Consider the following 13872-nt stretch of genomic DNA (forward strand, 5'->3'; position numbering starts at 1 on the left):
TGTGTGCGTCGCGTCCGAGCTATCGCCACACCGGTTGACGACGATGGGAGCGGGGATGGACGGACAGGTGGGACGACGCCGCGGTGCGCTGCTGGCGGCGACGACACTGGCGGCGGCCCTGGCGCTGACGGGGTGCGGCGCCGGCGACAGCGGGGCGCAGGACAGCGCGGGCACGGCGGCCGAGGCGCCAGCCGCCAACGGCGGCGAGGCGGGCCGGGACGCCGCCGCGGGCGCGCCGGAGGGCGCCGGCGCCGGCGCACCGGACCTACGGGTCGACCAGCGGGCGATCATCTACACCGGGAGGATGCGGGTGCAGGTGGACGATGTGGACTCCGCCGCCCGCGAGGCCACCGCCGTGGCCACCCAGGCCGGCGGTTTCGTCGGCGGCGACCAGCGGCGCAGTGCCGACGCCGACGCGGTGGCGGAGTTGGAGCTGCGGGTGCCGGCGGCGAAGTTCAACGGCGTGGTGGAGGAGATCGCCAAGCTCGGTCGGCAGCAGAGCCGGCAGATCGACACCCAGGACGTCACCGAGGAGACCGTCGACCTGGAGGCCAGGATCACCAGTCAGCGGGCCCGGGTGGAGAGCGCCCGCCGGTTGCTGTCCCGGGCCACCTCGATCACCGACCTGGTGTCGCTGGAGAACGAGTTGGGTCGCCGGGAGGCCGACCTGGCCTCGCTGGAGGCCAAGAAGCGACGCCTGGCCGACCTGACCGCCCTCTCCACGATCACCGTGTCGCTGGCGGGGCCGGCGGCCAAGGACACCGAGGAGGAGGCCGAGACCGGCTTCCTGGTCGGGCTCAGGGGCGGCTGGAAGGCCTTCGTCGTCTCGATGACCGTCCTGCTCACGGTGCTGGGCGCGTTGCTGCCCTGGCTGGTGGCGCTCGGCGTACCGCTGGTGGCGCTGCTGGTGGCGCTGCGCCGACGACGTAAGTCCCCGGCTCTGGTCGCGCCGGTCAGCGCGCCGCCGCCAGTGCCCGCAACGCGGTCTGCACCATGACGCGGACGCCGACCGCGATGGACCGCTCGTCCACGTCGAAGCTCGCCCGGTGCAGGTCGACGTTGGGGCCGGAGCGCCCCACGCCGAGCCGGGCGAGGGCGCCGGGGACGTACTCCAGATACCAGGAGAAGTCCTCGCCGCCCATGCTCTGCGGTGTCTCGGCGATCCCGTCCGGGCCGAGGGCGGCGGCGGTGGCGGCGGTCAGCACCTGGATGGCGCGGGCGTCGTTGCACACCGGCGGCCGGCCGCGAAGGTATTCCAGGTCGACAGTGGCGCCGGTCGGCGCGATCACGTCCCGCACCACCTGAGCGACGATCTTGGGAGCCTGCTCCCAGGTGTCGCGGTCCATCACCCGGAGGGTGCCGGAGGCGCTCGCCTCGGACGGGATGACGTTGTAGCGGGTGCCGGCCGAGGCGTGGCCGAAGACCAGCAGCAGGCCGCTGTTGGCCGGCACCCGACGACTGACCAGGGCCGGCACCTCGGTGATCAGCCGACCGAGCGCGTCGACCATGTCGACGGTCAGGTGCGGGCGGGCGGTGTGCCCTCCCGGGCCGGAGAGTCGAACTGTCACGTTGTCGGCGGCCGCGGTGATCGGGCCGACCCGCAGGCCGACCTGACCCACCGGCAGGTTCGGGTCGCAGTGCAGCGCGAAGATCTGCACCACGTCGTCCAGGCCGCCGGCCTCGATGACCTCCAGCGAACCGCAGGGCAGGATCTCCTCGGCCGGCTGGAAGATGAGCCGGACCCGGCCGTCCAGCTCACCGAGGTCGGCGAGCTGGGCCAGCAGCATGCCGACGCCGAGCAGGACCGTGGTGTGCACGTCGTGCCCGCAGGCGTGGCAGACGCCCTCCACTGTCGACCGGTACGGGACGTCCTTGGGATCGTCCAGCGGCAGGGCGTCGATGTCGGCGCGCAGCGCCACGACCGGGCCGTCCGGCCGTCCGTTGACGTCGCAGATCACGCCGTTGCCCTTGGGCAGCAGGCGCGGGTTCAGCCCGGCCAGCGACAGCTCCCGGGCGATCAGCGCGGCCGTCTCGAACTCGTTGCCGGAAAGCTCCGGGTGCGAGTGGAGGTGACGGCGCGTAGCGATCAGCCCCGGTACCCGGAGCGCGAGAAGGTGGTCCAGCTCGCGGGGCAAGGGCTGGGATCCCGGTGGCGTCTCCGGCCAGGACGACGCCAGCTGGCCACTTGTGGGCAGCGTCAACGCACTCGTCACGTCGAATTCTCGATCACTAGGAATGGATGGATCATCGGGGACAGCAGACAGCCTAGACCTCCGACGGTGACGCTGCGCAACCTCGTTACGGTGATGATCGGACCGCACAGAGTCACGTATGCCCTGCTGGGAGCGCTCGTCAAGGCGGGGGACAGCAGGTAGATCACGGTCAAACGCCGTCATCAGCCCCTCACCTCCTACAACGCGTAACCGATCGCGGCGGCCACGAATCCCGGCGCCAGTCGGAGACCCGTTGCCAAATTGTCGCATTAGTCGGGGTGATGAACTGACACTCCGACAATTAGCCGACCACACACCGCAACGAGCCGGATAAGGACGCTCACACGCACCCACCCACCGTGGGCGCACAGGGTGTGCGTCCCGGCTCAACCGACCGGATACCCGCTGAGAGCACCGGACACACCGCGCCCCGAGGCCCCAGTCGCCGCCTGCCGCTCAGAATCGGTCGGTGGGTCGGTACAAGCCCCAGACCTCACGCAACGTCCCGCAGACCTCACCCACTGTCGCTCGGGCCCGCAGCGCCTCCTTCATCGGGTACAACACGTTCTCCGTGCCCTCGGCAGCGGCCCGAAGATCGGCGAGCGCCCGCGTCACCGCGTCGGCGTCCCGCTCGGAGCGCAGCCGGGCCAGCCGGTCGGCCTGGGCCGCCTCGATCGTCGGGTCGACCCGCAGTGGCTCGTACGGCTCCTCCTCGTCCACGGTGAACCGGTTGAGCCCGACCACCACCCGTTCCCCCGAGTCGATCTCCTGGGCGATCCGGTACGCGGACTGCTCGATCTCCCGCTTCTGGAACCCGGCCTCGATCGCGTCCACCGCCGAGCCGTGGTCGGCCACCCGCTCCATCAACTCGACGGCGGCGGCCTCGATCTCGGCGGTCATCGCCTCCACCACGTACGACCCGGCGAACGGGTCGACGGTGGCGGTGAGGTCCGTCTCATAGGCCAGTACCTGCTGGGTACGCAGCGCGAGCCGGGCCGCCTTCTCGGTGGGCAGCGCGATCGCCTCGTCGAAGCTGTTGGTGTGCAGCGACTGGGTGCCACCGAGCACGGCACCCAGACCCTGCACCGCCACCCGAACCAGGTTCACCTCCGGCTGCTGGGCGGTGAGCTGCACACCAGCGGTCTGGGTGTGGAACCGCAGCATCATCGACTTCGGATCCTTGGCGCCGAAGTCGTCCCGCATCAACCGGGCCCAGATCCGCCGGGCGGCGCGGAACTTCGCCACCTCCTCGAGCAGCGTGGTGCGGGCCACGAAGAAGAACGACAGCCGGGGCGCGAAGTCGTCGACGGCGAGCCCGGCGGCCAGCGCCGCCCGTACGTACTCCACCCCGTTGGCCAGCGTGAACGCGATCTCCTGCGCGGGCGTCGCGCCGGCCTCCGCCATGTGGTAGCCGGAGATGGAGATGGTGTTCCACTTCGGCACCTCGCTGCGGCAGTACGCGAATGTGTCGGCCACCAGGCGCAGCGACGGCTTCGGCGGGAAGATGTACGTCCCGCGGGCGATGTACTCCTTGAGGATGTCGTTCTGGATGGTGCCGTTGAGCGCCGTGCCCGGCACCCCGTTCTCCTCGGCGACGAGTTGGTAGAGCAGCAGCAGCACCGAGCCGGGCGCGTTGATGGTCATCGAGGTGGACACCTTGTCCAGTGGGATGTCGGCGAAGAGCAGCCGCATGTCCTCGATGGAGTCGATCGCGACACCCACCTTGCCGACCTCGCCGTGCGCGATCGGCTCGTCCGAGTCGTAGCCCATCTGGGTCGGCAGGTCGAACGCGACCGAGAGGCCCATCGTCCCGGCCCGCAACAACTGGTGGTACCGCGCGTTGGACTCGGTGGCGGTGCCGAAGCCGGCGTACTGGCGCATGGTCCACGGGCGGGAGGTGTACATGGTGGGGTAGACACCCCGGGTGTACGGAAACTCGCCCGGGCTGCCGAGCCGGGAGTCCAGGTCCTCCGGAAGATCGGCCTCGGTGTAGACGCCGTTGATCGGGAAACCGGACTCACTTGACCGCCGTTGGTTCATCCCCGGATGGTAGGACGCCTGGCCACGTCGTCGGGTGAGGGATACCGCACAGTGCGTCCCGACCGGTCGACACCAGGTGAACGACAGGGCACGTTCTGTCGACTTCGATAAACGTCCGCCGCGTCGGCTTTCGCATCGGGCGTCGGAACCAGCAAGATAGGGGGGTTGTGTCCCAGCCCCCCTCGATTTCCCCCGGTGGCTTTTCTGTGACTCAGATCCCGACGTGGAGCGGCGGACCAGTTAGTCCCGCCAACGGACGAGCGGCGCCCGGCACCACCATTGGTGGCCGGTACTCGCTGCGGTCCTCGGTGGGCAACGGCGGCATGGGCACGGTGTGGCGCGCCACAGACACCCTGCTGCGCCGTGACGTGGCGGTGAAGGAGGTCGTCCTGCCCCCGGGGCTGGCCCCCAGCGACCGCGACGCGATGTACGAACGCACCCTGCGCGAGGCCCGCGCCGCCGCCGCCATCCAGCACCCCGCTGTGGTGCAGGTGTACGACGTGGTCACCGAGGCCGGTCGGCCGTGGATCGTGATGGAGCTGCTGGACGCCCGCAGCCTCGCCGACATGGTGATCGAGGACGGGCCGGTCGCGCCCCGCGCCGTCGCCAAGATCGGCATCGCGCTGCTCGGCGCCTTGGAGGTCGCGCACGCGATCGGCGTGCTGCACCGCGACGTCAAACCCGCGAACGTGCTGATCTGCACCGACGGGCGCTGCGTGCTGACCGACTTCGGGGTCGCCCGGATGCCCACCGACGTGCAGCTCACCACCCCCGGCATGGTGCTCGGGTCGCCGCACTTCATCTCACCCGAGCGGGCCATGGGCCAGGAGTTCGGCCCGCCCAGTGACCTCTTCTCGCTGGGTGTGACGCTCTACACCGCTGTCGAGGGGCGGCCCCCGTTCGACAAGGGCGACCCGATCGAGACCATGCACGCCGTGGTGGAGGACCCGCCCGCCCCACCGCAGCGCAGCGGCCCGCTGACCCGGGTGCTGATGGGTCTGCTCGAGAAGGACCCGGCGCGCCGACTCGACGTGCACACCTCCCGGGCCATGCTGCGCGAGCTGCTCGCCGGCCCGCTGGGCAGCACGGCGACGGCTGTGCACTCGGTCACCGACCCGTACGCAGTGGTGCCGGTGCAGCAGCGTCCGATCCCCGTCCTCCCGCCGGCCCAGCCGGAGCCAAAGCCGGACAGCCAGATCGGTGGCAAGGCGATGCTGGCCCCGGGCGAGTCCCTGACCGACCGGCTGGCCTCGCTGCGCCGGGGCGAGCGCCCGCAGGCAGCTCCAGCCGCCGGCACCACCGGTGGGCTGGACGAGACCAGCGCCGACGCGTTGGCCGGCCCGCTGCACACGCCGACCGGCGCGATGCCGACTCCCGGCCGACCGGCGGCCGGGCGCACCTACGGCGGCAATGCGGACGCCACCCAGCGGGTGGACACCGGCGGGCACCCCGACGCCACCCAGCGGGTCAGCTACGGCAGCCCGGCCGATGCCACCCAGCAGGTCGGGTACGGCGGCGCGGCACCGGAGGCCACCCAGCGCGTCGGCGGCACCTACGGCGGCGGCAACCAGTGGTCGGTGCCGGGCACCGGCCAGCCCTGGGCCACCGCGCCCGCCGCTTCGGGCGGCAGCGCGCTGGACAAGGTCCGGGCCACCGGTGGTCAGCTCGTCACCACTGTCAAGGGCTGGCCGCGCAAGGTACAGCTCGCCGCGGCCGGCGGGTTGGTCGTCGTGCTGCTGATCACCGCGGTGGCGCTCTCCGGCGGCGACGACACACCGCCGAGCACCCCGGCCGCACAGCCCACCACGTCCGCCCCGGCGGCCCCCACGGTCGAGATGCAGGAGCACACGGCCCGCGGAATCCAGGTCATGGTGCCGAAGGGCTGGAAGAAGGCCACCGGCGGCTCGTACACCGACTACATCGACCCGGCGGACAGCGGCCGCAAGGTCCGCATCATCACCGAGAAGTGGACCAGCAGCTCCACCCGGTGGGCCGAGACGGCCGAGAACGGCCTCAAGACCCGGAGCACCTCCTGCGTCAAGCCGTACAACCAGATCTCCTCCACCGAGACGGAGCTGGCCAGCAAGCCGGCAGCCGAATTCGAGTACACCTGCGGCGAGGGTGACGCGATGCGGCACGGCGTCTGGCGGGGCGTGGCCCAGGACGGCAAGGCGTACTCGTTCTACCTCACCGCCACGGACGCCAAGTTCGCGGAGAGCAAGCCGATCTTCGACGAGATGACGCGGACGTTCCAGCTCACCGGGAACGGCTGAGCCGGAGGGAACCCACAGGGGTGATCCGTCGCCGTGCTATCAAGGGGCATGGCGGCGGACACCACTGACATCGACGACATTCGCGAGCAAGCCCGGCGTTGGCTGGCCGACGACCCCGACCCGGCCAGCCGGGACGAGCTGACGGCGGTGCTCGACGGGCTTCCGGCGAGCGCCCCGGAGCTGGCCGACCGGTTCGCCGGCCCGTTGACCTTCGGCACGGCGGGCCTACGCGGCCCGCTGCGCGCCGGCCCGAACGGCATGAACCTCGCCGTGGTCACCCAGGCCGCTGCCGGCCTGGTCACCTGGCTCGCGGCCCAGGGCGGCACCGGCCCGCTGGTGATCGGGTACGACGCCCGGCACGGCTCCCGGGAGTTCGCCGAGCGCACCGCCCAGGTGGCGACCGGCGCTGGCCGTCCGGCACTGCTGCTGCCCCGCCCGCTGCCCACCCCGGTGCTGGCGTACGCCGTGCGGCACCTCGGCGGTGTCGCCGGAGTGATGGTCACGGCCAGCCACAACCCGCCGCAGGACAACGGCTACAAGGTCTACCTCGGCGCGGAGCTGGGCGGCGAGTTGGGCGCCGGGGCGCAGATCGTGCCACCCGCCGACGCCGGTATCGAGGCCGCCATCCGATCGGTCGGGCCACTGGCCCAGGTGCCGTTGGGCCAGCCCGGTCAGGTGCTCGGCGACGACCTGGTCGCCTCGTACGTCGAACGGGCCACCGCGGTGATCGACCCGGACGGGCCCCGGGACCTGACGGTGGCGTACACCCCGCTGCACGGTGTGGGCGCGGCGGTGCTCACCGCCGCCTTCGCCCGCGCGGGCTTTCCGACCCCCGGGGTGGTGCCCGACCAGGCCGAGCCGGACCCGGCGTTCCCCACCGTGTCGTTCCCCAACCCGGAGGAGCCGGGTGCTGTGGACCGGCTCATCGCCCTGGCCGACTCCACCGGCGCGGACCTCGCCATCGCCAACGACCCGGACGCCGACCGTTGCGCGGTGGTCGTCCGGGACGACCGCGACGGCTGGCGGATGCTGCGCGGCGACGAGTTGGGCGTCCTGCTCGCCGACCACCTGATGCGCCGGGGGGTGACCGGGCTCTACGCCACCACCATCGTGTCGTCGTCACTGCTGCGGGCGATGTGCGCAGCTCGGGGCCTGCCCTACGACGAGACGCTGACCGGCTTCAAGTGGATCGTGCGGGCCGGCGGCGGAAGCGCGCCGCTGGTCTTCGGCTACGAGGAGGCGCTCGGCTACTGCGTGGCCCCGGAACACGTCCGGGACAAGGACGGCATCACCGCGGCGCTGACAGTGGCCGAGTTGGCCGCCGGCCTGAAGACGCAGGGTCGCACGCTGACCGACCGGCTGGACGAACTGGCCGCCGAGTTCGGCGTGCACCACACCGATCAGCTCTCCGCCCGGGTGGACGACCTGCGGGTCATCGCCGACGCGATGGCCCGGATCCGGGCGGACACCCCGGCCACACTGCTCGGGCAGCCGGTGGACAGCGTCCGGGACCTGCTGCCCGAGTCGGACGTGGTGATCCTGCGGACCGCTGTGGCCCGGGTGGTGATCCGCCCGTCCGGCACCGAGCCGAAGCTCAAGGCGTACCTCGAGGTGGTGGAACCGGTCGTGGACGGTGACGTCCAGACGGCCCGCAGCAGCGCGGCGCAGGCGGTCGCCGCCCTGCGTGGCGAGATCGCCGCGGCTCTGGGGCTCTGACCGGCGCGCTGGGTCAGCGGCGCGGGCCGAGGGCCTGGTCGACGGCCCTGGCCAGGGCCGCGACGACCAGACCGACCGACGGGCGAACCACCGAGTCGTCGGTGCTCACCTCGCCGGAGAACCCGGCGCCGGTGGCGATCTCCGTCAGCCGGCGGCGGGCATCGGCGGCGGCCTCGCCGCTCACCCCGAGCGCGGACTCCATCCGGAGCACCACGACCAGGGTGGCCAGCGCGGCGGTCCGCTCGTCCGGGGCTGCCGCGCCGGTCAGCGCCTCGGCCAGCCGCTGCCGGGTCTCCGCCTCGACGGAGGTGTCCACGACCGGGTAACGGTGCACGTGGATGAAGCCCAGCTCGGTCTCGTCGACGTCCCGGACGACGCCCTGCCGGCACAGGTCGGCGAGGATCCGGTCGCGCAGGCCGTGCCGCAGACGCTGCACCCAGGACGCCGGAGTGTGCGGGGTGTCGGCGGCGATCCGGCTGAGGACGTCGTCGCTGAACGGCTCGCCGGTCGGCGTCGGGTCGATCACCGTCAGGGACCCGGCGGCGTACGCGATCCGGCCGGCCAGAGCCAGCTCAACCAGCACCGCGGCAGCCATGCCCAGGTCCAGGCTGATCCGTGGCATTGTCGCCTTGCCGGTCGTGTCGTCGTAGGCGAGGAGCAGCAACTCCTCGGCGAGCGCAACACCAGTCATGGCCGGAGACGGTAGCGGGTCCGGGCACCCCGCGCACGGACCCGCCGGACCCGGCACCGACCGGGTGTCCCCTCAGAAGCGGGGCATGCCACCGAACTGGCGGTCGCCGGCGTCGCCGAGGCCGGGGACGATGAACATGCGGTCGTTGAGCCCCTCGTCGATCGAGGCCGTGACCAGGCGCAACGGCAGGCCGGAGCGCTCCAGCCGCTCGATGCCGACCGGGGCGGCGAGCACACAGAGCACTGTGATGTCGGTGCAGCCGCGGTCGGCCAGCAACCGGCAGGAGTGCTCCAGCGAACCACCGGTGGCCAGCATCGGGTCGAGCACCAGCACCGGCAGCCCGGCCAGGTCGCGCGGCAGCGACTCCATGTACGCGCGGGGCTCGTAGGTCACCTCGTCGCGGGCCAGACCCACGAAACCCATCGACGACTCGGGCAGCAGGCCCAACGCGGCGTCCGCCATGCCCAGGCCGGCGCGCAGCACCGGGACCAGCAGCGGCGGGTTGGCCAGCCGGGTGCCCTCGGTGCCGGTGACCGGCGTCTGCACCGGGTACCGCTCGACGGGGAAGGTGCGCGCCGCCTCGTACACCAGCATGGTGGTCAGTTCGTGCAGCGCCGCCCGGAACGTCGAGGAATCGGTGCGCGCGTCCCGCATGGCAGTCAACCTGGACTGGGCCAGCGGGTGGTCAATGACGTGTACGTCCACGATCGCTCAACCTACCGGTCCGTACCGCGCGGCGGTGCGGGTGCGGTCGGACCAGGGACGCCGCTCACGTCGGCACGTCATCGAGCGGTCGTGAGCAAGATCACTCGGCGGTCTCGTGCGTAGACTTCTCGACATGACGGCGACAACGACGTCGGCCCGGTCGGAGCTCTCCGAGCTGGGACGATCCGAGACCGCTCTGCGGACCTTCCTGCACGGCCTGCCCGGCGTGGACCAGGTCGGCGCGGAGCAGCGGGCGGCACAGCTCGGCACCCGCTCCATCAAGACCACCGCCAAGGCCCAGGCGATCGACCTGGCGATCCGGATGGTCGACCTGACCACCCTGGAAGGGGCGGACACCCCGGGCAAGGTGCGCGCGCTCGCCGCGAAGGCCCTGCGTCCGGACCCGGCCGACCCGTCCTGCCCGCACGTCGGCGCGGTCTGCGTCTACCCCGCGATGGTCCCCTACGTGGCGGAGGTGCTGCGCGGAAGTGCGGTGCACCTGGCCAGCGTGGCGACCGCGTTCCCATCGGGGCAGGCGCCGTTGGAGATCAAGCTGGCCGACACCCGGGCCGCCGTCGCGGCCGGCGCCGACGAGATCGACATGGTGATCAACCGGGGTGCGTTCCTGGCCGGGCGGTACAAGGAGGTCTACGACGAGATCGTGGCCACCAAGGAGGCCTCCGGGGATGCCCACCTCAAGGTGATCCTGGAGACCGGCGAGCTGGCCACCTACGACAACGTCCGGCGGGCCTCCTGGCTGGCCATGCTGGCCGGCGGCGACTTCATCAAGACCTCCACCGGCAAGGTCCCGATCGCGGCGACGATGCCGGTGAGCCTGGTGATGCTGGAAGCGGTGCGCGACTTCCGCGAAGCGACCGGGCGGCAGGTGGGCGTGAAGCCCGCCGGTGGCATCAAGACCACCAAGGACGCGATCAAGTACCTGGTGATGGTCAACGAGACCGTCGGCCCGGACTGGCTCGACCCGGACTGGTTCCGCTTCGGCGCGTCCAGCCTGCTCAACGACCTGCTGATGCAGCGCACCAAGCTGACGACCGGCACCTACTCCGGTCCCGACTACTTCACCCTGGACTGATAGCCGATGTTCGAATACGCCCCCGCCCCCGAGTCCCGCTCGGTGGTGGACCTCAAACCCTCGTACGGGCTGTTCATCGACGGCACGTTCGTCGACCCGACCGACGGTGGCAGCTTCAAGTCGATCAACCCCGCCTCCGAGGAGGTGCTGGCCGAGGTCGCCGAGGCCGGCGCCCAGGACGTGGAACGCGCGGTGCGCGCCGCCCGCAGGGCGTACGACAAGGTCTGGGGCCCGATGCCGGGCCGGGACCGGGCGAAGTACCTGTACCGGATCGCGCGGCTCATCCAGGAGCGCTCCCGCGAGCTGGCCGTCCTGGAATCGCTTGACAACGGCAAGCCGATCCGCGAGTCCCGGGACGTCGACCTGCCGCTGGTCGCCGCACACTTCTTCTACTACGCGGGCTGGGCCGACAAGCTGGAGCACGCCGGCTTCGGCGCGAATCCGCAGCCCATCGGCGTGGCGGCGCAGGTCATCCCGTGGAACTTCCCGCTGCTCATGCTGGCCTGGAAGATCGCCCCGGCGCTCGCCGCAGGCAACACCGTGGTGCTGAAGCCGGCCGAGACCACCCCGCTGACTGCGCTGCTCTTCGCCGAGATCTGCCAGCAGGCCGAGCTGCCGGCCGGTGTGGTCAACATCCTCACCGGCGCCGGCGACACCGGCCGCGCGCTGGTCGAGCACCCCGGCGTGGACAAGGTCGCCTTCACCGGCTCCACCGACGTGGGCCGGGCCATCGCCCGGTCGGTCGCCGGCACCCGCAAGAAGCTCACCCTGGAACTGGGCGGCAAGGCCGCCAACATCGTCTTCGACGACGCACCCATCGACCAGGCCGTCGAGGGCATCGTCAACGGCATCTTCTTCAACCAGGGGCACGTCTGCTGCGCCGGCTCCCGACTGCTGGTCCAGGAGAACGTGGCCGACCGGGTGCTGGAGTCGCTGAAGCGACGGATGGCTCAGCTGCGGGTCGGCGACCCGCTGGACAAGAACACCGACGTCGGCGCGATCAACTCGGCAGCCCAACTGGAGCGGATCCGCGAGCTGTCCGACGCCGGCTCGGCCGAGGGCGCCGAGCGCTGGTCACCGCCGTGCGACCTGCCCGACCGTGGCTTCTGGTTCGCGCCCACCATCTTCACCGGGGTCACCCAGGCACACCGGATCGCCCGCGAGGAGATCTTCGGCCCGGTGCTGTCGGTGCTCACGTTCCGCACTCCGGCCGAGGCCGTGGAGAAGGCCAACAACACGCCGTACGGGCTGTCGGCCGGGATCTGGACCGACAAGGGCTCCCGGATCCTGTGGATGGCCGACCGGCTGCGCGCCGGTGTGGTCTGGGCCAACACGTTCAACAAGTTCGACCCCACCTCGCCGTTCGGTGGCTACAAGGAGTCGGGCTACGGTCGCGAGGGCGGCCGGCACGGGCTGGAGGGCTACCTCAATGTCTGAGCGGGTCGCGGTACGCAAGACGTACAAGCTCTTCATCGGCGGGAAGTTCCCGCGCAGCGAGTCGGGACGGTCGTATCTCGTGCAGTCCTCGAATGTGTCACTGGCCTCCCGCAAGGACGCCCGGGACGCGGTGGTCGCCGCCCGCGCCGCCGTCAAGGGCTGGGCCGGCGCGACCGCGTACAACCGGGGTCAGATCCTCTACCGGGCCGCCGAGATGCTGGAGGGCCGCCGCGAGCAGTTCGTCGCCCTGGGCATCCCCGGCGACGAGGTGGACGCCGCAGTCGACCGCTGGGTCTGGTACGCCGGCTGGGCCGACAAGCTGGCCCAGGTGTACGGCGGCGCCAACCCGGTCGCCGGCCCGTACTTCAACATCTCCGCGCCGGAACCGACCGGCGTGGTCGCGGTGGTCGCCCCGGAAAGCCCGGCGCTGCTCGGCCTGGTCAGCGTGATCGCCCCGGCGATCGTCACCGGCAACACAGTCGTGGTGGCGGCATCCCCGAGCGAGCCGCTGGCGGCGGTGACGCTGGCCGAGGTGCTGGCCACCTCCGACCTGCCCGGCGGCGTGGTCAACATCCTCACCGGCGCGATCACCGAGACCGCGCCGACGCTGGCCGCGCACATGGACGTCAACGCGATCGACCTGACCGGGGTCACCGACGCCGCGCTCGGCACCGATCTGGAGGTCAAGGCGGCGGAGAACCTCAAGCGGGTGCTCCGACCGGCCCCGGCCGACCACGACTGGTCGGTCGACCCGGGCCTGGATCGGATGACGGCGCTGTTGGAGACGAAGACTGTGTGGCATCCCAAGGGGGTGTGATTTCGTTCCCGGCCTTTGGGTTTTCCGGGGGAGCCCGCCCACTCCGGGCGGTCAGGCTTGATCCCTGCGTGGGCGGGCTCCCCCGGAAAACCTGACGTGGACCGGGTTCGTCGGGTGGGTCAGCTCGGGGCACTGCCTCGGGTTGGGTTGCCGGTCAGCGGGCGCCGTCAAGATCCGCGCAACTTCAGGGTTGTTGCTGCCTCTCGTGCGCCTGAGGCAGCAACAACCCTGTTCCTGTCTGGATCTTGACCGGCTCTCCGCCGATCTCTGCGGTGATCATGGGATTGGCGGGGTGTTCGATCTCCGTCAAGCCGGTCAACCTCATGATCACGGCTTGGGTGGGTGGAGTGGGGACGGCCTGGTCGGGTCGGTAAGGGGTCTACTACCGGGGGTAGGATTGGTTCGTGACTCGGTTGGGCGATCTTGAGCGTGCGGTGATGGACGTGCTGTGGGACGTGGTTCCCGGCACGTCGGACGGGGTGACCGTGCGCGAGGTGGCCGACGCGCTCGATGGCCGTGAGCTGGCGTACACCACTGTGATGACAGTGCTGGACCGGCTCGCCGGCAAGGGCATGGTGCAACGGGAGCGGGAGGGGCGGGCCTGGCGGTACCGTCCGGCGGCCAGCCGCGAGGCGCACATCGCTCAACTCATGCTCGACGCCCTCGACCTGGGCGGCAGCCGGGACGCCGCGCTGGTGCGGTTCGCCCGCTCGGTGACCGGCACCGAGGCCGAGGTGCTGCGAGCGGCCCTGGGCAGCGAGGCCGGCCTGACCGGGCCGGGCTCCACCGGCGGCGACGCGGGCGGGGCCGACACCCTGACCGACCGGGTGGACGGGCCGGCGGGCCGACGACCCGCCGGCGAGGCAGCGGAGCGGTAGGCGCGCGCC

At 71.6% G+C, this 13872-nt stretch carries 12 protein-coding genes; 7 read left to right on the plus strand and 5 right to left on the minus strand.

What is annotated here, in order from left to right; all coding sequences use genetic code 11:
* The first annotated feature begins 34 nt into the window (after positions 1 to 34).
* On the plus strand, positions 35 to 997 hold the full coding sequence (locus FB453_RS03360) for a DUF4349 domain-containing protein (RefSeq protein WP_145787382.1): 963 nt from the start codon (positions 35 to 37) through the stop codon (positions 995 to 997).
* On the opposite strand, the gene FB453_RS03365 is transcribed toward FB453_RS03360, so the two are convergent.
* Both FB453_RS03365 and FB453_RS03370 read right to left on the minus strand, forming a co-directional pair.
* A complete protein-coding gene (locus tag FB453_RS03365) occupies positions 954 to 2213 on the minus strand; it encodes an amidohydrolase (RefSeq protein ID WP_112601945.1) in 1260 nt (419 codons plus the stop codon). The genes FB453_RS03360 and FB453_RS03365 overlap by 44 nt on opposite strands.
* Before the next feature lie 456 nt (positions 2214 to 2669).
* Complete coding sequence (locus tag FB453_RS03370) at positions 2670 to 4253, minus strand: acyl-CoA mutase large subunit family protein (RefSeq protein WP_112601946.1); 1584 nt, start codon at positions 4251 to 4253, stop codon at positions 2670 to 2672.
* Positions 4254 to 4459: 206 nt separating this feature from the next.
* Between FB453_RS03370 and FB453_RS03375 the strand changes: the two genes are divergently transcribed.
* Positions 4460 to 6526, plus strand: coding sequence for a serine/threonine protein kinase (locus tag FB453_RS03375; protein WP_145787385.1), 2067 nt, complete (start codon positions 4460 to 4462; stop codon positions 6524 to 6526).
* Between the two features lie 48 nt (positions 6527 to 6574).
* A complete protein-coding gene (locus tag FB453_RS03380) occupies positions 6575 to 8242 on the plus strand; it encodes a phospho-sugar mutase (protein ID WP_145787388.1) in 1668 nt (555 codons plus the stop codon).
* 13 nt (positions 8243 to 8255) lie between these two features.
* Here the strand turns inward: FB453_RS03380 and FB453_RS03385 are convergent, their stop codons facing one another.
* A complete protein-coding gene (locus tag FB453_RS03385) occupies positions 8256 to 8933 on the minus strand; it encodes a GOLPH3/VPS74 family protein (RefSeq protein ID WP_145787391.1) in 678 nt (225 codons plus the stop codon).
* Between the two features lie 72 nt (positions 8934 to 9005).
* The gene (gene upp / locus FB453_RS03390; RefSeq protein WP_124862038.1) at positions 9006 to 9638 is read right to left on the minus strand and encodes a uracil phosphoribosyltransferase; all 633 of its coding nucleotides are present in this window, start codon (positions 9636 to 9638) and stop codon (positions 9006 to 9008) included.
* Positions 9639 to 9771: 133 nt separating this feature from the next.
* Between upp and deoC the strand changes: the two genes are divergently transcribed.
* The 3 genes from deoC to FB453_RS03405 are packed head-to-tail and all read left to right on the plus strand — an operon-like array spanning position 9772 to position 12985.
* Positions 9772 to 10731 carry a deoxyribose-phosphate aldolase gene (deoC, locus tag FB453_RS03395; RefSeq protein WP_091394490.1) on the plus strand — a complete coding sequence of 320 codons (960 nt, stop codon included), beginning with the start codon at positions 9772 to 9774 and terminating at the stop codon, positions 10729 to 10731.
* 6 nt (positions 10732 to 10737) lie between these two features.
* The gene (locus FB453_RS03400; protein ID WP_145787393.1) at positions 10738 to 12168 is read left to right on the plus strand and encodes an aldehyde dehydrogenase family protein; all 1431 of its coding nucleotides are present in this window, start codon (positions 10738 to 10740) and stop codon (positions 12166 to 12168) included.
* Positions 12161 to 12985: an aldehyde dehydrogenase family protein gene (locus FB453_RS03405; RefSeq protein ID WP_145787395.1), complete on the plus strand. Its 825-nt coding sequence runs from the start codon at positions 12161 to 12163 to the stop codon at positions 12983 to 12985. Before FB453_RS03400 ends, FB453_RS03405 begins: the two co-directional genes overlap by 8 nt.
* Before the next feature lie 184 nt (positions 12986 to 13169).
* Here FB453_RS03405 and FB453_RS34755 read toward each other — a convergent pair whose 3' ends face one another.
* Positions 13170 to 13295: a hypothetical protein gene (locus FB453_RS34755; RefSeq protein ID WP_486480140.1), complete on the minus strand. Its 126-nt coding sequence runs from the start codon at positions 13293 to 13295 to the stop codon at positions 13170 to 13172.
* A gap of 94 nt (positions 13296 to 13389) precedes the next feature.
* On the opposite strand from FB453_RS34755, the gene FB453_RS03410 reads away from it, so the two are divergent.
* Entirely contained in the window at positions 13390 to 13863 is a 474-nt protein-coding gene (locus FB453_RS03410; protein ID WP_112601951.1) for a BlaI/MecI/CopY family transcriptional regulator, read from the plus strand.
* Positions 13864 to 13872: the final 9 nt, after the last annotated feature.

The sequence above is a fragment of the Micromonospora sp. CNZ322 genome (assembly GCF_007827755.1).

What these genes read in the sequence shown, in the direction of transcription:
- FB453_RS03370 (WP_112601946.1), bottom strand. Translation starts at nt 4,253, where the DNA reads ATGAACCAACGGCGGTCAAGTGAGTCCGGTTTCCCGATCAACGGCGTC.
- FB453_RS03400 (WP_145787393.1), top strand. Translation starts at nt 10,738, where the DNA reads ATGTTCGAATACGCCCCCGCCCCCGAGTCCCGCTCGGTGGTGGACCTC.
- FB453_RS03405 (WP_145787395.1), top strand. Translation starts at nt 12,161, where the DNA reads ATGTCTGAGCGGGTCGCGGTACGCAAGACGTACAAGCTCTTCATCGGC.
- FB453_RS03385 (WP_145787391.1), bottom strand. Translation starts at nt 8,933, where the DNA reads ATGACTGGTGTTGCGCTCGCCGAGGAGTTGCTGCTCCTCGCCTACGAC.
- FB453_RS03380 (WP_145787388.1), top strand. Translation starts at nt 6,575, where the DNA reads ATGGCGGCGGACACCACTGACATCGACGACATTCGCGAGCAAGCCCGG.
- deoC (WP_091394490.1), top strand. Translation starts at nt 9,772, where the DNA reads ATGACGGCGACAACGACGTCGGCCCGGTCGGAGCTCTCCGAGCTGGGA.